The sequence below is a fragment of the Acrocarpospora macrocephala genome (assembly GCF_009687865.1).
Taxonomy (GTDB): domain Bacteria; phylum Actinomycetota; class Actinomycetes; order Streptosporangiales; family Streptosporangiaceae; genus Acrocarpospora; species Acrocarpospora macrocephala.
In genome coordinates this window covers 4368-25611 of record NZ_BLAE01000110.1, presented here as the reverse complement: position 1 = coordinate 25611, position 21244 = coordinate 4368, and the positions used below count along the sequence as shown (strand labels likewise).

Here is a 21244-nt window from a genome sequence, read left to right as displayed (position 1 = left end):
GCCTCGTCGTGACCGAGGGCAAGCACCACAACTCCGCCGTCTGCACCCTGGCCGCCGTCCTGGTCACCCGGCTGGCCGCCTGCTGGCGCAGCCGCACCCCCTACCAACTCCGCGATCTCGACGGCCGCCCCCTCACCGTGGAGGAGGCCAAGGCGATCTGCGCCGAGCGATACGCGGTCAGCGACGCCGACCGCGCCAAGAACCGGCCCAAACGCGCCAGCACACGGCTGAAACAGGGCACCAAACAGGACACGAAACAGGGCACGAAACAGGGCACGAAACAGGGGACGAGCCGACGCGGTCAGGAGTCGCCACACGACGCTCCGGCAGCCGGCCCGTCCAGCAGCAAGGCTACCCGCCACACGACGGCCTGACCGGCCCTCACCACCCCCAACCGACGCGCAACGCCGTGACACCCAGTCCCGGCGTCGACCCCGCCTACCCTGATCCTTCAAAGCTTGATCGGCTTGACTTCCGTTAGGAACTCAAAACCTGGCCTCGATCCGCGACAAAACCGCAGGTCACGCTGCTGGTGAAAAGATCTACCAACCAACCTGCCACCAGCCGAAGAGTCAGCCGCCATGCCCGATCAGGAGCAGGACACCAACTCGGCCACCAACCCGTGGACCCTCAACCCGCGAAGAACGACCGGTGCAAGATCCGGACCGCCTCAGCTCCATCGATCCTCGCGATCATGCGCGGCTACGCGATCGGCGCGCTGGGCCCGCTCAACTTCACCGACATCGCCGACGAACCCACTGGGCCCGCGACGGCTTCCACAACCCGCTGATCGCTCTCGGTCTCACGATCTGAGAACTCCTTCAGCCCTGGGTTGGCACCCAGCCAGGGGCCAGGACGGCAGCCCGGTCAGTCACGAGCCATCATCCATCGCCTCGATCAGGTGTCGTCGGCCAGGAGATGCCGGAGAAAGCGGTCGGGCGCCGTGAGAAAGTCGCGCGTGAGGGCGACTGGGAGGGCTTCGTCGTAATTGACCTGCTGGATGGACCCGTCAGCATCTATCTGCAAGATGGTCGCGCCGGGGAGGGAGAGCAGGATCGGTGAGTGGGTGGCGATGATGAACTGGGATTTCTGCCCGACCAGATCATGGATCCGGCGAAGTACGGCCATGCATCCGCGCACGGACAGGGCGGCTTCGGGTTCGTCGAGCACGTAGAGGCCCTGCGGGCCGAACCGGTGGACGACGAGGTCCAGGAACGACTCGCCGTGCGATCGCTCGTGGGGTGAGACGCCCCCGTAGGAGGCCAGCAGCGACGGCCCTGGTTCGCGGTCGAGCCGTTCGATCTCGGTGGCGACGTTGTAGTACGACTCAGCCCGCAGAAAGAAGCCGGTGCGTGGCTTGGCCAGCCCCCAGGTCAGGACGAGGTGATCGGCGAGGGAGGATTCGCTGGCCCGGGTCGCGAATCGGAAATTCTGGCTGCCGCCTTCGGGATTGAAACCGCAAGCCACCGCGATGGCCTCGACGAGGGTCGACTTGCCCGAGCCGTTCTCGCCGACGAGGAAGGTCGCCGTCGGCGATAACTCAATACCGCCGGACGTGACCAGCCAGGAGACGGCAGGCAGATCGAATGGGTAGCCGGACCCGATCTGCCGAGTGTCGATTCGCAGTCCCCGGACGAATCCCGGCTGTTTCGTGCCCACCCGGCCACCCTAACCAGCCCAACGCAACGTGGACTTCCACGGTGCGCCCGCCAGCCTGCGGAGCAGGTGGTGACCGGGTTCGAGGCCAGTTGCCGCAGCGGCCACCGCGAAGCCAAGGCCACAGTGCGCCCCTGGCACGGTCTCTTCATGACGCTTTGCTCGCAGACCCTGCACCTACGTCGTGACGTTGAATTATCCAGAACGCTCTAATCTCCCTCATCCAACGCCCACACATTGAGGAACTGCGCCCCACCCCGCAAGACCTCATAACGCACCCCAACCTCCCTCCACCACATTCGGCCCTCACCAACGTCCCCCGCTTCGCCGCCATGCGCGACGGGTGGGGTGAGGCCTTCGGCGGTGGTGATGTCGGTGCTGGTGACGGTGAGTTCGGTCGGGAGCAGGTGGCTGCCTCGGGTGGGGTGAGTGGCGATGGCGGTGAGCTGGCGGGTGAGGAGGATGTGGGCGAGGCCGTGGAGGGTGGTCGTCCAGGTGGGCACGTGACGGTCGGGGACGGCGAAGACGCGGAGCTCCGGGAGGCCGAGGCGAGCCATTCCGTGGGTGGTGAGCCGCACGCTTCCGGCGTCGAATCCCGATGAGACGCGCAACCACGATGCCACCGCGAAGTCCTTGAATGATGCCGGCGGAGGAGGACTGGACGGGATGGTCTGGCTGGATTCTGGGCGGGCGATCGGTTGTGGTGCACGCGGAAGCGGGCGCGCTGACGGAAGCGGGGGTGCTGAGGGGAGGGGGCGTGTTGAGGGGAGGGGGCGGGCGGTGTCGGCGTCGATGGGAGCGCCTCCGAGGGAGGAGGCGAGCGCTGTGGCGGCGGACGCTCCGGCCCAGAGGTGGGTGAAGGGCCAGCCCGGCGGCGACGTGCAGCTCACCAGGAGATGGGATGAGCTTTCAAGCAGGGGAAGCAAGGGCTCGAGCTCGGGCGAGCAGGTGGCGCAGCACAACAGCTCGGCCACGGCCATGACACGCGGGTCCGCCGCCGTCACCTGCTCGACCGAGAGGTCGGACACCGCGACGGTGGGCGAAGTTCGCAAGGTCTTGGGCGCGACGACCAGAAAGGCAGCGGTCAGGGACTTCGGTAGCGGCAGCAGAATCACCCTCGCAAGGTGCCATCTCCGCGACCGCCCTTGACCTCCCGAACCCCATTCTGTGGATGCTCGGTGTTATCCACAGCCCCTTACGAGCTGAAAGCTTCAGCCCCGTGAGGACAAATCAGCAGATGCCCTGATCATCGCATTTCTGAGTAAAGCCGGATGGGAAGGCGATTGTTAATCTGCTGGTGTTCCAGCTGAGTTCTGGAGGTGCGTCGTGGTGGGGACGATCACGCTAGGGCAGTGGCAGACATGCCGGGATGCGCTGCGGCGGACAGGCGACCGGTTTCTCACGCTGGTCGGATCCGTGCCCGATCCCGAGGCGATGGCCACCGCGGAGTGGACGGTGGCCGACAGCGTTGCCCACGTGCGCAGCATCGCCTCCCTCTACACCTCGATCCTGCAACCGGACAAGGTCGCGCACCCGTTCCCCGACGTCGAACATCAGATCATGACCACCACGGTGGACACCGTCGCCGAGATCAACGACGTAGTCCTGCGCCAGTTCACCGAACGGGACCTCCGCGTTCTCCACGACCTTCTCGCCGGCGACATCGACGACATTCTGCACGCCACCGAGAACGCCGACCCCACCGCTCCGGTCCCATGGCTGGGCGACTCCCGCGTCCCGATCGCCGGTGTCCTAGCCCACCTGGTCAACGAACTCCTGATCCACGGCTGGGATATCGCCCGCGCGGCCAAAACCCGCTGGGAGTTACCACCCCAGGACGCCGCCCTGTTCTTCGAACTCTTCCTCGTCGGAATGCTGCGCAACCACGCGGGCGGACTGCTCGGCCCCCCGGTCCCCGGCCGCCGGATCGCAGTCGAATTCCATTCCGCCCACACAACCCCCGTCACCCTCGTGCTCCAAGACCGCCGGGTAACCCTCGAAGAGACCGGCCAAGGCGCCGACGTCCGCCTCTCATTCGACCCCCCGACCCTCAACCTGATGCTGTTCGGCCGCATGAGCAAAGCCCGCGCCGCCCTCACCGGCAAGATAACGGCCCGCGGCCCCCGCCTCTGGCGCCTCCCGGAGTTCCTCCGGATCGTCCACCTCCCCTCAAACTCCTATCCGAAGACCGGAAATCCCCGCTGACGCGGTCACGCTCCTTCGCCATGCCCTCAAGGCCGGATTCCGCGCCGACGTGGTGACGCTCCTTCGCTATTCGCGTTGGATCGAGTTCCTTAAGCGCTGGCATGGCGGGCTGGATTGGCGCGGATCCCGTCTCGCCGGAACCACCGCTCCCCGTTACGAAACTCAGCCTGGGATAACTGCTTCTGTTCTTTCCTCAGGGGATACGACGAAAGAGACGCCTCGGGTCAGGCAAAGGGTTGAAGCGTTCTCGTCCGGTGAGACACGCGTGAGGGGGAGCGCGGAAGGGCCTACGGCCGTGCCGTCCATGCGCGGGTGAGGACGGCGGCCGCGACGAGTACGACGAGTGCCATGATGTCGGCGAATGCGACCGGGGTCAGCTGGGGATGCGCTCCCCGGGAGGGGAGAACCAGCGCGATGAACGACAGCTTGCCTACCGCTGCCGCGGCCAGCACCGGGATCCGCAGGTTCGAGAGAAACGCCACGGCCACGAGCGCGGTACCGAGTACGGCGAGCATCACCGCGCGATGGCGGAGCAGCAGGATGGCGGTGGCGTCGGTCGTCAGGACCCCGTAGGTGGTGGACAGCTTCGCCGGCATCAACGCGATAAGCCCCGGGGCGAGATTGAGCACCCCCACGGCACCGAACAACAGCATCCCCATCACCTGGGCAGACAGGCGCATCGTATCCTCCATCAACGTCTTAGGTTTGGTAAGCATGCGGGGGATGGCGATGTCAGCGCTTCCACGAACCTGTCGCGCCCGGATCGCGGCGCAAGCCGTGCCGACGCCGGTGCGCGGGTCACGACCGTGACCGTGCCTGCGGCGGTGTGGCTGTGGCCGGGCCGCGCCCTGTACACCGGGCCGTCGCTGCGGCTCGGGCCGCACTCGGGCGCGGTGACGTGCGTGGTCGCGAGCACGGGCCCGCCGTTTGTCGTGAGGCGCGCGGCCCTCGCCGAACAGCGGGTGCGAACCGCTTTGATCGCGCCGCGGGTGCGGCATCACATCACCGCAGGTGACGGCCGCATGGTGTTCCTCTACCTCGACGCCGGTTCGGCGTCCGAGCGGGCCTGCCGCGCCAAGTTCACCGCCGGTGACCGGAGCGTCCTGACCGGGCATCGGGACGAGACCGCGATTCTCGCCGGCGCGGCCGAGCTGTCCGCGCACACCCCCCTCGACCGGGTCGCCAGCTGGATCATCGAGGTGACCGGCCGCGAGGAGACCGCACCTGCCGACCCACGGATCGATACCGCCATCCAGCGCCTGCTGCGCGCCGGCGAGCCGCTGCCGGCTGAGCTCGTGGCCGCGGAGGCGGGGCTGTCGGAGTCGCGTTTCCTGCGGCTCTTCAGGCAGCACACGGGTACGTCCTACCGGCGGTTCCGGTTGTGGGCGCAGATGCGCCGAGCCGCCGCGAGCCTGGCAGAAGGGGGCAATCTCACCCGGGCTGCGGCGGACGGCTACTTCGCCAGCCCGTCCCACTTCAGCACCGCGTTTCACGCGTTGTTCGGTCTGACCCCGAGCGCTCTGCTGACCCTCGACCTCACGATCCGGTGCGTGGACGCCTGACGGCTCCTTAGCCGACGGCCAGCAGCGCGCCGCCTCCAGCCAGCTCCACCCAGAAGTAGAACCAGCACGGGTAGAAACCCGACGATCGCTCGACCGCCCGCGCCACCAGCCGCCCCAGCGCCATGCCCAGCAGGGCCAGGGCGACGGTGACAAGCACACCCCGCCTGATGCCACCGGCATCGGCCAGCGCCGCCACCAGCGCCCCGGCGACGGCCACGCCGAAACCTCCGTAGACGGCGCGGACCTCACTGCGCGCCTCAGCCGAGTCGGCGACCATCCGGAACGGCCTGATCAGCGCGGCAGGTGCGACGAGCCCGTACACGCCCATCCCAAGGAAGAAGACCGCCATCACGGCGATCACGCTATTGGCCACAGAAGTACCCCCAACGTCACAACGGCTGTTCGGGAATGAGGATGTCGCTGGCCGTGACATGGCGCTTCCATGAACCTGCCGTCATCTCAGAGTCGCGAGCCCCGATGCCGGAACGGCTCACTGGTCCGCGCCGAGGTATTTACGTCACGCCCACGGCTGGGGTCAGCCCGGATCGCCGCCCGGCGGGGCCTGCCTGCCTCTACCGTGCACCGCATCGCCGAGGACAGCCCACGGATAGTAGACGCGGTCGAGGAAGGCGGGCGGCTGCTCGCCCGGCAAAGGCGATGCGCATCCACCACATGATGGGGGTCCCCCTCGGCGATGCCGAGGGACTGTGCAATGAAGGTGTCGGCGCCGACCTGGATCTTGCAGAAGGCTTGGGGGTGCCCGTCATGACCATCTACGCCTGGAACTCGCGCGGCGGCGGCCCGAGATTGATGAGGTTCGGCAGCATGTACGGTACAAGATTGCCGATGTGGAAGCGTGGGAGGACGAGCACTACGCGGAGCAGGCGGCGAGCTGACTACATCTGGCTCCGGCACACCGGGTGGATCTGGATCGTCGCCGCAGGTCGATGCCGGCACAACGCGCCGAGCGTGAGCCCGTTCCACCGCAACAACACGGGCATCGGCATCGAGGCCGAGAACGCCGGCCGCACCCCTTGGCTGAGTGCCCAGCTGGACGCCTATCACGCGCTGCGTAGAGAAGGTCTCGATGGCCAAGATCAGCATGTTTGGCCGCTGATCACCGCTTCCAATCCTTCACCCCTGATTCGTTGGAAACGCCGCCCGCGCTTCCAACGTGCGTTGAACCCCGCCATGGTGGCGGGATGCCCCGGAGGAGGGGCACATGCACGCTGAGCCCGTGACCTATTCCAGGCCCTCCGTGGAGGCCAAGGTCAAGGCGATGACCTTGACTCCCTACTTCGCTGGTGTCGCAGGTATGGCCATCCTGCAGGTGATCGCCGACGATCCGTCGCTGATCTCGTTCCTGCCCGACTGGGTGGAGGCGATCGTCATGCCGCTGGTGCCGACCGGACTGGCGGCCCTGGCTGGTTACCAGGCCAGGCACCCCCTGCGGATGAGGTGTCGTTTTGGGGCATGCCTCGACCGTAGGAGTGAGCGTTTTGCATCCTCAATGAGGTTGCCCAGCATTGCCCCTTAGGGTGTGTTTTGTGGATCACATCGGAGCCAAGCAGCAGGCAGGCGATGATCACAGCCGAGAGGTAGTGGACAGCGAGCTTTGTCATACTGGGCGGCGATATGACGCTGACCCGACCGTGAAATCGACGATCTGCGAACCATTAACCCGACCACGGAAAGATCACGAAGATTCTAGGCCAACGGGATGTGTCCGTATGGGAAGATCCTCAAGCAGACTTCTTACAGTCAGAGACCTCTGCTCGGGCGATAGTGTGGCCTGCCGAGGGGGACGGAGATGCTCGACCTTCACACGGCCATTCGGAGTTGTCCCTCTCACCCGATATTGAGTCCAGACGACTCCGGGAACCGGCACTGGATAGGAGAATTTCACCACGTCGTGCGCTGCAACGAGGAAGACGATTCCCCACAGCTCAGCGTTTGGCCCCCACCATTCCGGATCGTCCGGCCATTGGTAGGCCCATTGGCCCATGTGTACAGGCACAGGTGCCCAGAACATTCTGGGCGGAGATTCCGGAATTGCACGGCTCCTAGGAGCGAAAAAGAAGTAGCTATAAAGCCCATGTCCGTCCGGAAACGAGGCTGTCCCGGAAAATGTAACGACCCGGCCCGGAGCGACACTGGACATCGGATATCTCGACCACTCGACGCTCGCAGGCGATGGCATTGAGGTGCTAGGAGACGGCCGAGGCGAGGTAAACGCTTCACGGAGGTCGGCATGGTCAGCGATTGTGTTCTCTACAAGAGTGACCAGCGCCACGAGAAACGACAGATATGCCACCACGCCTTCCTGACTGCGCGGCAGGAGTCGGCGCAGGCCATTGATTTGCGGATGATCTGACTCTAGGCGCGATTCGACTTCGGCAAGGCGGGCTTGGGTCTCGCGCAGTTCCTCGATCGTGGTACGGAGCCGTTCCCGTTCAGCGCGCTTCCGAAGGGCGCTCGTGGCGGTCCATATGACGGAGAGGGACTCACGTACGACCTCGGGACCGTTCGTGGCTCCGCAGTTGGGACAGGGGGCGCCGGCGCCCGGGATACCGCCGAGCGGCTGTTTATAGGGATCGTACTTGAGCAGGAACGAGTCGTCATCGATCGTGACCTCGGGCACCGGTGCTCCGCAGCGACCACAGAAAATCGGCAGGTTCACGACCCTATAGTCGTCTCGACGTCGTGGTGGCGCTAGGTGCCCAGGGTCTCCAGCGCGTCGCCTATCAGGGAAAATCGCGCTAGTCGCCCGTCGGGCACCCAGAAGGGGTTACCTGGTAGCGCCAGTGGAGACGCGAATGCTCGCGGCAGCCAACGGACGAGCTCGCCGGCGGCGATGTTGTGGCCAGCCGTCAGGCTGTGTTCCCAGCGGATGCAGTCGCTGGCGGGCTCGGAGACGATATTGCGGGAGCGCTATCACCGGTCCCATCAGCGCAGAACGGCCCGGCATCGATCTCGATGCCGGGCCGTTCTGTTCGGTCTGACATTGCTCAGCAACAACGACGACCAACGACAAGGTTTTCCCAGGTCAGCGCCCGTTTCCGGGAAGATCGCCGAAGCCGGAGAACCCCGCTCTCACACGTCGTAGTAGAGCTCGAACTCGTGCGGGTGCGGGCGCAGGCGGATCGGGTCGATCTCCTGGGTGCGCTTGTAGTCGATCCACGTCTCGATCAGGTCGGGCGTGAAGACGCCGCCTTCGAGGAGGTAGTCGTGGTCGGCCTCGAGGGCGTCCAGGACCGCGGACAGCGAGCCGGGGACCTGCGGGACCTGGCGGGCCTCCTCGGGGGGAAGCTCGTAGAGGTCCTTGTCGACCGGCTCCGGCGGCTCGATCTTGTTGCGGATGCCGTCGATGCCGGCCATGAGCTGGGCGGCGAACGCGAAGTACGGGTTGCACGACGGGTCCGGAACCCGGAACTCCAGGCGCTTGGCCTTCGGGTTGGAGCCGGTGATCGGGATGCGCACGCAGGCCGAGCGGTTGCGCTGGGAGTACACCAGGTTGACCGGGGCCTCGTAGCCGGGCACCAGGCGGTGGTAGGAGTTCACCGTCGGGTTGGTGAAGGCCAGCAGCGAGGGCGCGTGCTTGAGCAGGCCGCCGATGTAGTAGCGGGCGATGTCGGACAGGCCCGCGTAGCCGACCTCGTCGTAGAAGAGCGGCTCGCCGTCCTTCCAGAGCGACTGGTGGCAGTGCATGCCCGAGCCGTTGTCACCGAAGATCGGCTTCGGCATGAAGGTGACCGTGTGGCCGAACTCCAGGGCCGTGCTCTTGATGATGTACTTGTAGAGCATCAGCTTGTCGGCGGTCTGCAGCAGCGTGCCGAACTTGAAGTCGATCTCGGCCTGGCCGGCGGTGCCGACCTCGTGGTGCTGCATCTCGGTCTCGATGCCGGCGTCGATGAGGCGGCGCACCATTTCCGACCGGAGGTCGGTGAAGTGGTCCATCGGCGGGACCGGGAAGTAGCCGCCCTTGTAGCGGGGCTTGTAGCCGAGGTTGCCGCCCTGCGTGGCGGTGCCGGTGTTCCAGGCGCCCTCGATCGAGTCGATGTAGTAGAAACTCGAGTGCTGGTTGGTCTGGAAGCGCACGTCGTCGAAGATGTAGAACTCGGCCTCGGGGCCGAAGTACACCGTGTCGGCGATGCCCGTTCCCTTGAGGAACTCCTCGGCCTTGCGGGCGACGTTGCGCGGGTCGCGGCTGTACGCCTCGCCGGTGAGCGGGTCGTGCACGAAGAAGTTGATGTTCAGCGTCTTGTGCTTGCGGAACGGGTCGATCACGGCCGTCGTCGGGTCGGGCAGCAGCAGCATGTCCGACTCGTGAATGGCCTGGAATCCACGGATGGACGAACCGTCGAACATCAGGCCGTCGGTGAAGACGTTGGGGCCAAAGTTCTCGACGGGGAAGGTGAAGTGGTGCGTCGTACCCGGCAGGTCGGTGAACCTGACGTCGACGAACTGCACCCCTTCGTCCCGGATGAAATTCAGGACGTCGTCGGCGGAGTTAAACACTCTCTCGAACCTCCCAGGGGCATGGGCTTAGCAGACTGAAAGTAGGCCCGGGGCGTTTCCGCCCCATGTCTCGTTTGTTTCGCACGTGTTAATGGAACAGCGATCCAACGCTAACCGTGACCGGGAAGTGACACGTCACCTCCGGCGTCACCTTGACCCAGTCTTTCCCAGACTGGTACGTCGAAGGAGGAGCCACCACAACCGGCCGATACCGTTGAGCATATGAAACAACGGCAGCCCTCGAACCGGCAGCCCACCAACCGCCAGGCCCGTGACCAGCGTCAGCGCGGTACGCAGCAGCCGGGCGAAAGCCAGCCGCGCAAGGCGCAAGGGAAACCGGGCAAGGGGCAGGCGCCGAACCGGAAGTCCCAAGGGCAATCTGGCAACAAACAGCCCCGGCCCGCCCAGGCCCAGGAGCGGGAACCCCGCTGGACGCAGACCTGGCTCGGCGGCACCCGATCCGCGGGCGTCGACCTCGGTTACCCCGGAGAGCGCCTCGGCCTCCCCCAGGACGGCCCCGGCGCGGTCGCCGGTTTCGGCCGCCGGATCGGCGCCATCCTGGTCGACTGGATGATCTGCACGTGGGCGATCGCGCGCGGCGTCTTCCAAGCGAGCCCGCAGGACGCCTCCTGGATCGGCATGGCGGTCTTCGCCGCCGCCTACATCCTGCTGGTGGGCACCCTCGGCATGACCCTCGGCATGCGCCTGTTCAAGATCCGGATCGCCGCCCTGGACGGCTCCCAGCCCACCCTGCTGGCGGTGCTGATCCGGACGTTCCTGCTGTGCCTGGCCGTACCCGCCCTGATCTGGGACCGGGATCAGCGGGGCCTGCACGACCGCGCGGCCGGGACGATCGCCGTCAGGCTTTGACGCAGCTGAAGATGGCGGTGCCGGGGATGTGGCGGCCCCGGAGCGGGCTCCAGCCGCCCCAGTCGCGGTCGTGGCCCTCAGGCCACTCCGGTTCGGTGAGCGCCACCAGCGTGAGCCCGGCCCCGGTGATCAAGCCGACCCAGTCGCCCAGCGTGCGGTGGTGCTCCACGTAGGAGACCTGGCCGTCCTCGACCTCCACGTACGGCATGCGATCGAAATACGACCGGTCGGCGGTCAGCCCGCGCGGCCCGGGGTCGTCGGGGAACGCCCACCGGATCGGATGGCTGACGGCGAAGACGAACCGCCCGCCGGAACGCAGCACCCGGCGCGTCTCGGCCAGGACGGCCCCCGCGTCCGCGACGAACGGCAGCGCGCCGAAGGCCGAGCAGGCCAGATCGAACGAGGAGCCCGCGAACGGCAGGAATTCCGCGTCGGCTTGCACGAGCGGCAGCGGCGCCGCGGCGTCCTGGTCGATGCGGCGCGCGTGCTGAAGCTGCCGATACGACAGATCCAGCGAGACGACCTCGGCTCCCCGCTGGGCCAGCCAGCGGCCGCACTGCCCGGCGCCGCCGCCGATTTCGAGGATCCGCAGCCCGCGCACCTCGCCCAGCAGCCCGGCGTCGGCCTCGTCCAGACCTTCCGGGCACCAGATGAAACCGTCATCGCGCAGGAACGCGCCGTGCTCGGCCTGATACCCGTCCGAGGCGCCGTCCCACCAGCTCCGGTTGGCCCGCGAGGTCTCGGCCCTGGAGACCCGCTTTCTGAACATGCGGTCAGCGGGCCTTCGGCGCCTTGGGCGTCTTCGGCAGCCGCGCGCCCTTCGGCATCGGGCCCTTCGGCAGCGGAATCGACGGGGTCAGCGCGCGCATGCGGTTGTTGACCTCGGAGACGGCCGGCTTCTTGAGGTTGCGGGGCAGCTTCATCAGGTGCCGCTGCAGCTTGGCGATCGGCACCTGCCCTTCGGCGTCGCCGCACTGCACGTCGTAGACGGGAACGTCGATCGCCACCCGCTGGACCCGCTTCTTCTCGGCCAGCAGCATGCGCTGCACCCGGTTGCCGGGCCCTTCGGAGACGAGGATCACGCCCGGGTAGCCGACCACCCGGAACACCAGGTCCTGCTCGCGGTTGACCGCGACCGGCTTCTCCTCGACATACCAGTTCCCGCGCATGCCCTGGAGGATCGCGTACGCCGCGCCGGGCTGGCCGTGCAGCATCGAATACTGCGCCCGCTGGGCCAGCTGGCCGAAAATGATCATTCCGACCAGCAGCGACACCGGGATGCCGAGGATCAGCGCGTAGATCACGCTGTTGGTCAGCACCCCGACCACGACGGCGAGCGCGAGCACGCCGACGACGGACGCGTAGACGATCGGCATCCCCTTGGGGTTGGCCTTCTTGATGATCTGCGCGACCATCCGGAGTTGCTTGATGCGGCCTGGGCTCGCCGGGTCTTTCGCCATGACGTGAAGGATACAAATCCCGCGGGCGATTCGTGAAAACGAATCAGCTTCGAACGGTGGACCTGCGCTCGATCGCCTGCTGGTACAGCCGCCCGGCCCGGTACGAGGAGCGCACCAGCGGCCCGGACAGCACGCCCGCGAAGCCGATCGCCTCGGCCTCCCGCTGGAGCTCCACGAACTCCTCCGGCTTCACCCAGCGCTCGACCGGGTGGTGGCGCGGCGTCGGCCGCAGGTACTGCGTGATCGTCAGCAGGTCGCAGCCCGCCTCGTGCAGGTCGCGCATGGCCTGCACGATCTCCGCGCGCTCCTCGCCCATGCCCAGGATCAGGTTGGACTTGGTGACCAGACCGGCCTCGCGGGCGGTGGTCAGCACGCCCAGCGACCGGTCGTAGCGGAACGCGGGCCGGATCCGCTTGAAGATCCGCGGTACGGTCTCGATGTTGTGCGCGAACACCTCGGGCCGGGCCGAGAAGACCTCCTCCAGCTGGGCGCGGTCGCCGTTGAAGTCCGGAACCAGGAGTTCCACCCCGCAGCCGGGCAGCAGCGCGTGGATCTGGCGGGCGGTCTCCGCATACAGCCAGGCGCCGCCGTCGGGCAGGTCGTCGCGGGCGACGCCGGTGACGGTCGCGTAGCGCAGGCCCATCTGCTCGACCGACTCGGCCACCCGGCGCGGCTCGTCGGTGTCATACGCCGCGGGCTTGCCGGTGTCGATCTGGCAGAAGTCACAGCGCCGGGTGCACTGGTCGCCGCCGATGAGGAAGGTCGCCTCGCGGTCCTCCCAGCATTCGTAGATGTTGGGACACCCGGCCTCTTCGCAGACCGTGTGCAGGCCCTCCCGCCGGACCAGCGATTTGAGCTCGGTGTATTCGGGCCCGGTCTTGAGCTTGGTCTTGATCCACGGGGGTTTGCGCTCGATCGGGGTCTGGCTGTTGCGAACTTCCAGGCGGAGGAGTTTACGGCCTTCAGGTGCGACGCTCACCCTGCCAGCTTATGCCAGTCCTCAGCTGAGCAGGCCGAGGCCCCTGAGCATGCGGGCATACCGCGATTTCAGCTCCTCGTCGAGCCGCTCGGACTCGCCCGCCTCGATCGTGGCGGCCACCGGCCTGGGGCTGTCCAGCTCCCGCAGCGCGGCCCGGTCGAGGGCGCCGCGCCGGATCACCGACACGTCCTCGCCGCGCAGCGCCGCGGCCTGCAGCGGCGCCAGGTAGCGCCGGGAGGCGGCGAGTTCGGACAGTTCGGCCAGCGCGCCCGGCCCGGCGACCTGCTCAGCGATCTCCCGCGCCCGCGCGCGTTCCCCGGCCAGCCAGCCCCGGGTGAGCCGATCGAGCAGGAAGCCGGCCACGATCGCGGGCCATCCGACCACCCAGCCCACCAGCCGCCCGAACGTCCCCGCCGTCTCGTACGTGGTGTGCGGCGCCCACGCGCCCAGCGTCAGCGCCATGTCCTCGTGCGCCCGCCGCCGGCTCGAATTCTCCCCGCCGCCGAACAGCGCCGCCCGCAGCTCGGCCAGCGTCGTCCGCGCGCCACCGATGATCATTCCTTCCTCCGCCCGCGCGTTCGCGCAGGCCACCGCCAGCAGCGCCACCCGCTGCGCGGGCGCGAGCGCCAGCCAGATCGGCAGCCCCACGGTCAGCACCGGCCGCCGCAGCAGCCCGACCCGCGTCAGCTCCGCCCCCAGCCCCTGATCGTGTACGGCTACCGCCCGCGGCTTCGGCGCCCAGGTCGCGGCGGCCACCCGTTCGGCGAGGGCGTACAGGGCCGGAGCGGTTTCCCGGGGGAGGACTTCGGCGGCGGGGGAGAGGCGGGCGGCGCGGGGCCTGAGCATGCAGCCGAGCCCCAGGAAGACCCCGCCGAGCAGCCAGGACACCAGGAAGCCCGGGTTGCGGAGGATCGTCCACAGGCCGAGCGCGGCGAAGGCGAGCGTGAAAGCGTGCACCGCGATCGCGACGACATAGGCCGCGAACTTGGTCAACATATGGACATTTTGGCGGGATTATCGGCGTGACACTAGGCGTGCAGGTCTTCCTCGTACATGTCATAGATCTCCGCTTTGAGCGCCTCGCCCAGGCGCTTCTCCGCATACGGGATGACCTCGTCCACCGTGATCCGGCGACCGGTCTCGGCCGACAGCGACGTCACCCCCGCGTCCCGGATGCCGCACGGGACGATCCGGTTGTACCAGCTCAGATCATTCGCGCAGTTCAGCGCGAAACCATGCATCGTGACGCCCTTGGCGACCCGGATCCCGATCGCGCCCAGCCTGCGGTCCGGCACCCCGTGGGACGCCTCCCCGCGCACCCACACCCCGGCCCGCCCGTCAACCCGCCCGGCCACGACCCCCAGATCCGCGCAGACCTGGATCAACACCCCTTCGAGCAGCCGCACGTACGGAATCACGTCGTCGATCCGCACGATCGGATACCCGACCAGCTGCCCGGGGCCATGCCAGGTGACCCGGCCGCCCCGGTCCACGTCGATGACCGGCGTGCCGTCGCTCGGCCGATCCTCAGGACCCGTGCGTTTGCCCGCCGTGTAGACGGGCGCGTGTTCCAGCAGCAGGCACAGATCGCCCAGCTCGCCGCTCGCCCGCCGGGCGTGCGCCAGCCGCTGCAGTGCCCAAACCTGCTCGTACGGAACATCGACGCCAAGTCGGACGATAGCCAGCCCACTCACGTGTCCAGGGTAGACGCGAGTTGGCGGGGTTCGATACGGAACTCCTTCACCCCACCCGCACCATCTCTCTCAATCCGGTACGCGTAGCCGTCCGGCTCGATGCTGACCGCCTGGATGAACTCGGTGCCCACGTAGTGCAGGGCCACGCCCTCGTCGGCCGCGTACCCGTCCGGCAGCTCGCCGGAGGCCACCGACTGGTGCAGCAGCGGCCGCCGCTGCTCGTCGGAGTCGTAGTGCACCCCGCACGAGTACGGCAACAGCCCCATCCCCTCCGCCCACGGCCGCAACGCCGGCCCGAACGAGTCGGTGTTCCCGCCCACATGCCAGCACAGCGCGCCCGCGCTCTGCCCCGCCAGCACCACACCCGCCCGCCAGGCCTCTTCCAGCGCCTCGTCCAGACCGTGCAGCCGCCACAGCGCCATCAGATTGGCCACGCTGCCGCCGCTCACGTAGATCGCGTCCTGCTCCAGGATCCAGGCGCGCGGGTCGGGGATGTTGGGCATCGGGAAGACGCTCAGGTGGCTGAGCTCCACGTCCCAGTCGCGGAACGCGCCGTACATCTTGAGCAGCCAGTCGTCGGCGTCGCCGGACGCGGTCGCGAGCATGCCCACCTTGGGCCGGTCCTGGCCGGTCAGGTCCAGGACGTAGCGGAGCAGGGGGGTCGCCTCCATGAAGTCGAAGCGTCCGGTCAGGCGGAATGAACCGCCCCCGATTGCCACGATGTGCGACTGCCCAACCCGTCCCATTGTTCACTCCCATGTCAGAAAGAAAGCCCAAGCCTACGACCCGGCCGTGCGCGCTCGCGCTGGTATCTCGGAAGACGGGCAGTTCACCCGTTTCGCGAGGATAATCCACGTCTCGTCGCGGGAGGTGGCAGACGTCCGGTGGGCCGGTGGCCTCACTATTTGACCGGTTCGGCGGGTTATTACTGCTATGCGCAGGAATGGTATCCGGATTTATCGTGAAATCCTGCTACGACGAGATCAAGAAATAGCTGCGGGGCGGCCGGTCGCTTTCTCCGAGCAGTTACGCCAGGGCTGGTGCGGAGCCGCGCAGGCGGGCGGCGTCCTGGCTGGGCGGCGCGCCGAACTGGCGGCGGTACTCGCGGCTGAACTGTGACGGGCTGTCGTAGCCGACGCGGAGGCCGACGCCGGTGACGTCGTTGGGATGCGTGGCGAGCAGGAGCCGGGCCTCCTGCAGCCGGATCTGTTTCTGGAACTGGATCGGGCTCATCGCGGTGACCGCCTGGAAATTGCGGTAGAAGGCGGACACGCTCATGCCGGACATCTGCGCCACGTCCTCCACCCGGAAGGACTGCGTGTAGTGGTCGCGGATCCACCGGACCGCCCTGGCGACGTGGGTGAGGCTGCTGTCGGCGAGGCCGAGCTGGCGGACGGCGGCGCCCTGCTCGCCGGTGATGATCCGCCAGAGGATCTCCCGTTTGATCAGCGGTGCGAGCACCGCCAAGTCGCGTGGCTGGTCGAGCAGGCGCAGCAGCCTGATCACCGCGTCGATGAGCTCGGCGGACGCGTCGCTGACGGCCAGGCCGGACGGCGCGCCGCCGGCGGCGGGCGGGAGGTCGCCGGGGGGCGCCTGCAGCAGCAGCTCGGCGACGGTGGCCGGGTGCAGGGTCAGGCCGAAACCCAGCGCAGGGCGCTCGGGGCTGGCCTCGGTGAAGTGGCCGGTGATCGGCAGGTCGACCGAGGCGATGAGGTACTGCCCGGCGCCGTACTCGTACACGCGGTCGCCCAGCGCGATGCGTTTCGCGCCCTGCGCGATGAGCGCCAGCACCGTGCTCGTCATCGACGGCGACGGCGGATCCGACTGCTCGACCTTCGAGATCAGGACGTTGTCGATGGCGGTGGTCGTGTCGGGTCGGGCGTGCCGGGCGAGCAACGCGCGCAGCTCATCAAGGGCCATGACCTGATTGAAGCACCAACCGATACTCGCCGCAACGATAGAATCAGGCAAGAGGTCAAGAGCATCGTTCTAACGTTTCCGCAGGTGGCGATGCTTACATGGGGTTGTCGATATCCCAGGAGCGCAAAACCGCTCCACGAATGAGGAGATTGCCCCCATGGCCGTCAACCACGGTTTCCACGCCACCATGACCGCACAGCCCGGCAAGGCTGACGAGGTGGTCGAGCTCCTGCTCAACGCGCCGTCCCTGCCGAACGAGGACTGCGTCGTCTTCCTGGTCGGCCGCTCGGCCGCCAACCCGGACATCGTCTACGTCACCGAAGGCTGGACCAGCCAGGAGGCCCACAGCCGGTTCTTCGCGACCGAGCCGGCGCAGGCACTGGTCGCGAAGCTGCAGCCGCTGCTGGCCGGCGACTCCCAGTACACCGACGAGGTCCCCGTCGGTGGCAAGGCCACCTTCTAAACCCAGCGAAAGGACCCCCTCATGGCACCGGTACGACCCGACCTCGACCCCGAACTGCGCGCGCTGCTCGCCGACATGCCGCTCATGTCCGAACTCACCCCCGAGGTACTCGCTCAACTGCGCGCGTTCCCGTCGACCCCGATCGACACCCTCCTCGACGGCCGCGCCGTCACCCACCAGGAGCTGACCATCCCCACCCCGGACGGCTCGCGCATCCCGCTGTCGATCTTCAGCCCCGCCGATCGCGCCACAGTGGGGCCGTGCGTCTACTGGATCCACGGCGGCGGCATGGTCATGGGAGACCGCTTCGCACAGATCGACATCCCGCTGGAGTGGCTCGACCTGTTCGGCGCCGTCGTCGTCTCCGTGGACTACCGGCTGGCGCCAGAGGTCACCGGCACGACCCTGGTCGAGGACTGCTACCACGGCCTGCTCTGGACCGCCGAGCACGCCGCCGACCTCGGCATCGACCCTGCCCGCATCGTCGTCGCGGGCACCAGCGCCGGCGGCGGCCTCGCCGCCGGAACCACCCTGATGGCCCGCGACCGCGGCACCCCGCCGATCGCCGCCCAGATGCTGATCTACCCCATGCTCGACCACCGCGACAACACCCCCTCCAGCCGGCAGTACGGCGGCGAGCCCGGTGTCTGGACCCGCGAGATGAACCGGTTCGGATGGGCCTCAGTCCTCGGCGACCTCGCCGACGGCGACGTGCCGGCCTACGTCTCACCCGCGGTGGCCGACGACCTCTCCGGCCTGCCCACCACCTACATCGACGCCGGCACGGCCGAGGTCTTCCGCGACGAGGACGTCACCTACGCCAGCAGGATCTGGGCGGCCGGCGGCCAGGCGGAACTGCACATCTGGGCGGGCGGCTTCCACGGCTTCGACGCGCTCTACCCCCAGGCGCGGGTCTCGGCCGCGGCACGCCGCACCCGCCACGACTGGCTCGCCCGGGTCCTGCACCCGGCCTCCGACGCACCAGCCCTGTCCTCAGCCATGACTCTCCAGGCTTAGAGGATTGTGCAAGAATAGAAGAGCATCTTTCTATCGTATGCGCACGTGGAGATGCTCTGATGGAAGTACTGAAATCCTACATAGCATTGATCTGCTCCATGAATGAACAGGTGGTCAACCATGCAGGTCGCCATTGTCACCGGTGCCAGCTCTGGTATCGGGCAGAGTGCCGCCATCCAGATCGCCAAGCGCGGCACGGGGGTGATCCTCACGTACCAGAACAACGAGTCCGGAGCGCTGGACACGGTGGCGATGATCGAGAAAGACGGCGGCACGGCCGTCGCGCTGCCGCTGGCCGTCGGCGACTCGGAGACGTTTCCGGCCTTCCGTGAGTCCGTCGTCACCGCCTTGCGCGACACCTGGCAGCGGGACACGTTCGATTTCCTCGTCAACAACGCCGGATTCGGCCAGATGGCGATGTTCGAGGACACGACCGAGGAGATGTTCGACACGCTCATGCGGGTGCTGCTCAAAGGCCCGTACTTCCTGACCCAGACCCTGCTGCCGTTGCTGGCCGACGGCGGCGCGATCGTCAACACCACGAGCAGCTCGGCCCGGCCTTCCGTCCTGGAACCCGGCTACTCCGCCTACGGCACCATGAAGGGCGGCATGGCCGTCCTGACCCGCTACCTGGCCAAGGAATTCAGCCCACGCGGCATCCGCGTCAACTCCGTCTCCCCCGGCCCCACCCGCACCCGCATCGGCGGCAACGCGTTCGAACACTACCCCGAAGTGATCCCCGCGATCGCGGCCAGGACCGCCCTCGGACGCCTCGGCGAACCCGACGACATCGGCATGGTGATCGCGACCCTGCTGGCCGAGGAATCCCGCTGGATAACCGCCCAAGACATCGAAGTCTCCGGCGGCTATAACCTCTGACCAGGTCAATCGTTGAGTGCGGCCTTCAGCGCTGTGGGCAGGTCCGGTTCGGTGAAGTGGTATCCGGCGTCCAGCAGGACGCGGGGGAGTACGCGCTGGCCGATCAGTACGCCTTCGCCGGCGAACTCGCCCAGGGCCAGGCGGAGGGCGAAGGCGGGGGTGGGGATGGGCATGGTCGGGCGGTTCAGGGCGTGGCCGATGGCCTTGGTGTAGTCGGCGTTGGTGGCCGGTTCGGGGGAGGTCACGTTGACGGGGCCCGAAATTTCCTCGTTTTGTAGGAGGAAGCGGACGGCGTTGACCCAGTCGGTGCGGGAGATCCAGGAGAAGTACTGGCGGCCGGTGCCGAGGGGGGCGCCCAGGCCCATTCTGAAGATGGGCAGCACCTTGGCGAGCGCGCCGCCGGACCTGCTGAGGACGACGCCGGAGCGCAGGCAGACCACGCGGATGCCCGCCTCGGCCGCCTGGGCCGTCGCGCCCTCCCACTGGGCGACCACGTCGGCCAGGAAACCTTCGCCCTGCCGGTCGTGCTCGTCGACCGCGCGGTCCTTGGTGTCGCCGTAGAAACCCACCGCGGAGCCGGACAGCAGCACCGCCGGCGGGGCGCCCATCCCGGCCAGCGCCGCGGCCAGCATGCTCGTGCCACGCGTGCGGCTCTCCAGAACCTTCCGTTTGTACGCGGGTGTCCAGCGTCTGTCGCCGATCCCCGCCCCGGCCAGATGCACGACCGCGTCCGCGCCGTCGAACACCGACGGGTCCAGGATGCCCTCCTCGGGGTTCCAGAAGGCCTCGTCAGGGGCGGCGGGCTCGTGCCGTACCAAACGGCGGACCGGGCGGCCGTCGGCGGCCAGCGCCCGGATCAGAGCCGAGCCCAGCAGCCCGGAGGAACCCGTCACCACGATCGTCATGCCACCCACGGTAGTTCCTCCGCTAGCGAAACCACGTTCGGATGCACCCGAAAAGAACGAGCCCTTCGCCAGGTATCGGCGAAGGGCTCGTCAAGGTCCGGGGACGGAGATCCGGCCGTCGAACAGTTTGGCCTGAGGCTCAGTCCCGGCCGGTCATCCGGGCCAGGGCTGAGCCAGGCTGACTACAGCAGGGGCTCAGGCCAGGCCGAGCTGGCCCTCGAAGCGGCCCTCCTCCAGGCGGCGCTTGATCGTCGTGAGGAAGCGGGCGGCGTCGGCGCCGTCCACCAGGCGGTGGTCGTAGGTGAGCGCCAGGAACACCGTCGAGCGGACCGCGATGACCTCGCCCTCGGGCGTGTCCACGACCACGGGACGCTTCACGACCGCGCCGGTGCCCAGCATGCCGACCTGCGGCTTGTTGAGGATCGGCGTGTCGAACAGGGCGCCGCGGCTGCCGGTGTTGGTCAGCGTGAACGTGCCGCCGGCCAGGTCGTCGGGGCTGATCTTGTTGGTCCTGGTGCGCTCGGCCACGTCGGCGATCTTGCGGGCCAGGCCGGCGATGTTGAGGTCGCCCGCGCCCTTGACCACGGGGACGATGAGGCCCTTCTCGGTGTCCACCGCGATGCCGAGGTTCTCGACGTCGTGGTAGGTGACCTCGTTGGTCTCGTCGTTGATCACCGCGTTCAGCTTCGGATGCACCTTCAGCGCCTCGACCGCCGCCAGCGCGAAGAACGGCATGAACGACAGCTTCACGCCCTCCCGCGCCTCGAACGCGCTCTTGGCCTGCTGGCGCAGCTTGGCGATCCGGGTCACGTCCACCTCGACCACGGTGGTGAGCTGCGCGGTGGTGTGCAGCGAGTCCATCATGCGCTCGGCGATGACCTTGCGCAGCCGCGACATCTTCTCGGTCGTGCCCCGCAGCGTGGTGTCCACCTGAACCGGCTCGGGCGCCGAGGGAGCGGCCTGGACCGGCGCGGCCGGGGCGGCGGGCGCCTGCGCGGGGGCCTGGCGCGCGGCGGCTGCGGCGGCGGCCTGCTCCCGCTGCACCCGGGCCGCCTCGATGACGTCCTGCTTGCGGATCCGGCCGCCGACGCCGGTGCCGGACAGCGTCTCCAGGTT

The 21244-nt window shown here is 67.9% G+C and carries 25 protein-coding genes; 10 read left to right on the top strand and 15 right to left on the bottom strand.

Annotated features, from left to right (window positions below):
* Positions 1-374: hypothetical protein (locus tag Amac_RS54295; protein WP_218041772.1), on the top strand; the 374-nt coding region annotated here is incomplete at its 5' end.
* Positions 375-897: 523 nt separating this feature from the next.
* Here the strand turns inward: Amac_RS54295 and Amac_RS51175 are convergent.
* Together Amac_RS51175 and Amac_RS51170 are read right to left on the bottom strand one after the other, a co-directional pair.
* Complete coding sequence (locus Amac_RS51175; protein ID WP_155361687.1) at positions 898-1659, bottom strand: AAA family ATPase; 762 nt, start codon at positions 1657-1659, stop codon at positions 898-900.
* A 206-nt stretch (positions 1660-1865) separates the two neighbouring features.
* Entirely contained in the window at positions 1866-2771 is a 906-nt protein-coding gene (locus Amac_RS51170) for a hypothetical protein (RefSeq protein ID WP_155361686.1), read from the bottom strand.
* Between the two features lie 214 nt (positions 2772-2985).
* On the opposite strand from Amac_RS51170, the gene Amac_RS51165 reads away from it, so the two are divergent.
* Positions 2986-3861 (top strand): maleylpyruvate isomerase N-terminal domain-containing protein, encoded by an 876-nt coding sequence (locus tag Amac_RS51165; RefSeq protein WP_246269237.1) that lies wholly within the window; start codon positions 2986-2988, stop codon positions 3859-3861.
* 287 nt (positions 3862-4148) lie between these two features.
* Here Amac_RS51165 and Amac_RS55745 read toward each other — a convergent pair whose 3' ends face one another.
* A complete protein-coding gene (locus tag Amac_RS55745) occupies positions 4149-4541 on the bottom strand; it encodes a hypothetical protein (protein ID WP_218041771.1) in 393 nt (130 codons plus the stop codon).
* A 126-nt stretch (positions 4542-4667) separates the two neighbouring features.
* Between Amac_RS55745 and Amac_RS51155 the strand changes: the two genes are divergently transcribed.
* Positions 4668-5423, top strand: coding sequence for a helix-turn-helix transcriptional regulator (locus Amac_RS51155; protein ID WP_218041770.1), 756 nt, complete (start codon positions 4668-4670; stop codon positions 5421-5423).
* 7 nt (positions 5424-5430) lie between these two features.
* Here the strand turns inward: Amac_RS51155 and Amac_RS51150 are convergent, their stop codons facing one another.
* A complete protein-coding gene (locus Amac_RS51150) occupies positions 5431-5796 on the bottom strand; it encodes a DUF4345 domain-containing protein (RefSeq protein ID WP_155361682.1) in 366 nt (121 codons plus the stop codon).
* 69 nt (positions 5797-5865) lie between these two features.
* On the opposite strand from Amac_RS51150, the gene Amac_RS58320 reads away from it, so the two are divergent.
* The 3 genes from Amac_RS58320 to Amac_RS51140 are packed head-to-tail and all read left to right on the top strand — an operon-like array spanning position 5866 to position 6960.
* Positions 5866-6099 carry a helix-turn-helix domain-containing protein gene (locus Amac_RS58320; protein ID WP_373869957.1) on the top strand — a complete coding sequence of 78 codons (234 nt, stop codon included), beginning with the start codon at positions 5866-5868 and terminating at the stop codon, positions 6097-6099.
* The gene (locus tag Amac_RS55740) at positions 6081-6656 is read left to right on the top strand and encodes a hypothetical protein (protein WP_218041769.1); all 576 of its coding nucleotides are present in this window, start codon (positions 6081-6083) and stop codon (positions 6654-6656) included. Before Amac_RS58320 ends, Amac_RS55740 begins: the two co-directional genes overlap by 19 nt.
* Positions 6646-6960 (top strand): holin, encoded by a 315-nt coding sequence (locus Amac_RS51140; protein ID WP_155361681.1) that lies wholly within the window; start codon positions 6646-6648, stop codon positions 6958-6960. The genes Amac_RS55740 and Amac_RS51140 overlap by 11 nt, the downstream gene beginning before the upstream one ends.
* A 1175-nt stretch (positions 6961-8135) precedes the next feature.
* Here the strand turns inward: Amac_RS51140 and Amac_RS58315 are convergent.
* Together Amac_RS58315 and glnA are read right to left on the bottom strand one after the other, a co-directional pair.
* Positions 8136-8342, bottom strand: a complete 207-nt coding sequence (locus tag Amac_RS58315; RefSeq protein WP_344449523.1) for a DUF6879 family protein — start codon at positions 8340-8342, stop codon at positions 8136-8138.
* A 174-nt stretch (positions 8343-8516) separates the two neighbouring features.
* Positions 8517-9941, bottom strand: a complete 1425-nt coding sequence (gene glnA, locus Amac_RS51135) for a type I glutamate--ammonia ligase (RefSeq protein ID WP_155361680.1) — start codon at positions 9939-9941, stop codon at positions 8517-8519.
* Positions 9942-10163: 222 nt separating this feature from the next.
* On the opposite strand from glnA, the gene Amac_RS51130 reads away from it, so the two are divergent.
* Positions 10164-10811 (top strand): RDD family protein, encoded by a 648-nt coding sequence (locus tag Amac_RS51130; protein ID WP_155361679.1) that lies wholly within the window; start codon positions 10164-10166, stop codon positions 10809-10811.
* Here the strand turns inward: Amac_RS51130 and Amac_RS51125 are convergent.
* From Amac_RS51125 to Amac_RS51095, 7 genes are all read right to left on the bottom strand, one after another.
* On the bottom strand, positions 10801-11580 hold the full coding sequence (locus Amac_RS51125) for a class I SAM-dependent methyltransferase (RefSeq protein WP_155361678.1): 780 nt from the start codon (positions 11578-11580) through the stop codon (positions 10801-10803). The genes Amac_RS51130 and Amac_RS51125 overlap by 11 nt on opposite strands.
* A 4-nt stretch (positions 11581-11584) precedes the next feature.
* Complete coding sequence (locus tag Amac_RS51120) at positions 11585-12271, bottom strand: DUF4191 domain-containing protein (protein WP_155361677.1); 687 nt, start codon at positions 12269-12271, stop codon at positions 11585-11587.
* A 43-nt stretch (positions 12272-12314) separates the two neighbouring features.
* On the bottom strand, positions 12315-13250 hold the full coding sequence (lipA, locus tag Amac_RS51115; RefSeq protein ID WP_155361676.1) for a lipoyl synthase: 936 nt from the start codon (positions 13248-13250) through the stop codon (positions 12315-12317).
* Between the two features lie 21 nt (positions 13251-13271).
* Positions 13272-14246 (bottom strand): M48 family metalloprotease, encoded by a 975-nt coding sequence (locus tag Amac_RS51110; protein WP_155361675.1) that lies wholly within the window; start codon positions 14244-14246, stop codon positions 13272-13274.
* Between the two features lie 32 nt (positions 14247-14278).
* Complete coding sequence (gene lipB, locus Amac_RS51105) at positions 14279-14944, bottom strand: lipoyl(octanoyl) transferase LipB (protein WP_155361674.1); 666 nt, start codon at positions 14942-14944, stop codon at positions 14279-14281.
* Positions 14941-15690 (bottom strand): Type 1 glutamine amidotransferase-like domain-containing protein, encoded by a 750-nt coding sequence (locus Amac_RS51100; RefSeq protein ID WP_155361673.1) that lies wholly within the window; start codon positions 15688-15690, stop codon positions 14941-14943. Before Amac_RS51100 ends, lipB begins: the two co-directional genes overlap by 4 nt.
* Before the next feature lie 280 nt (positions 15691-15970).
* On the bottom strand, positions 15971-16864 hold the full coding sequence (locus Amac_RS51095) for an AraC family transcriptional regulator (RefSeq protein WP_155361672.1): 894 nt from the start codon (positions 16862-16864) through the stop codon (positions 15971-15973).
* A gap of 157 nt (positions 16865-17021) precedes the next feature.
* On the opposite strand from Amac_RS51095, the gene Amac_RS51090 reads away from it, so the two are divergent.
* From Amac_RS51090 to Amac_RS51080, 3 genes are all read left to right on the top strand, one after another.
* Positions 17022-17327, top strand: a complete 306-nt coding sequence (locus tag Amac_RS51090) for a putative quinol monooxygenase (RefSeq protein WP_155361671.1) — start codon at positions 17022-17024, stop codon at positions 17325-17327.
* Between the two features lie 21 nt (positions 17328-17348).
* Positions 17349-18344, top strand: coding sequence for an alpha/beta hydrolase (locus Amac_RS51085; RefSeq protein WP_155361670.1), 996 nt, complete (start codon positions 17349-17351; stop codon positions 18342-18344).
* Between the two features lie 120 nt (positions 18345-18464).
* The gene (locus tag Amac_RS51080; protein WP_155361669.1) at positions 18465-19223 is read left to right on the top strand and encodes an SDR family NAD(P)-dependent oxidoreductase; all 759 of its coding nucleotides are present in this window, start codon (positions 18465-18467) and stop codon (positions 19221-19223) included.
* A gap of 5 nt (positions 19224-19228) precedes the next feature.
* Here Amac_RS51080 and Amac_RS51075 read toward each other — a convergent pair whose 3' ends face one another.
* Positions 19229-20128: a TIGR01777 family oxidoreductase gene (locus Amac_RS51075; RefSeq protein WP_155361668.1), complete on the bottom strand. Its 900-nt coding sequence runs from the start codon at positions 20126-20128 to the stop codon at positions 19229-19231.
* A 195-nt stretch (positions 20129-20323) separates the two neighbouring features.
* The coding region (gene sucB / locus Amac_RS51070; protein WP_155361688.1) for a 2-oxoglutarate dehydrogenase, E2 component, dihydrolipoamide succinyltransferase at positions 20324-21244 on the bottom strand (921 nt) is incomplete at its 5' end.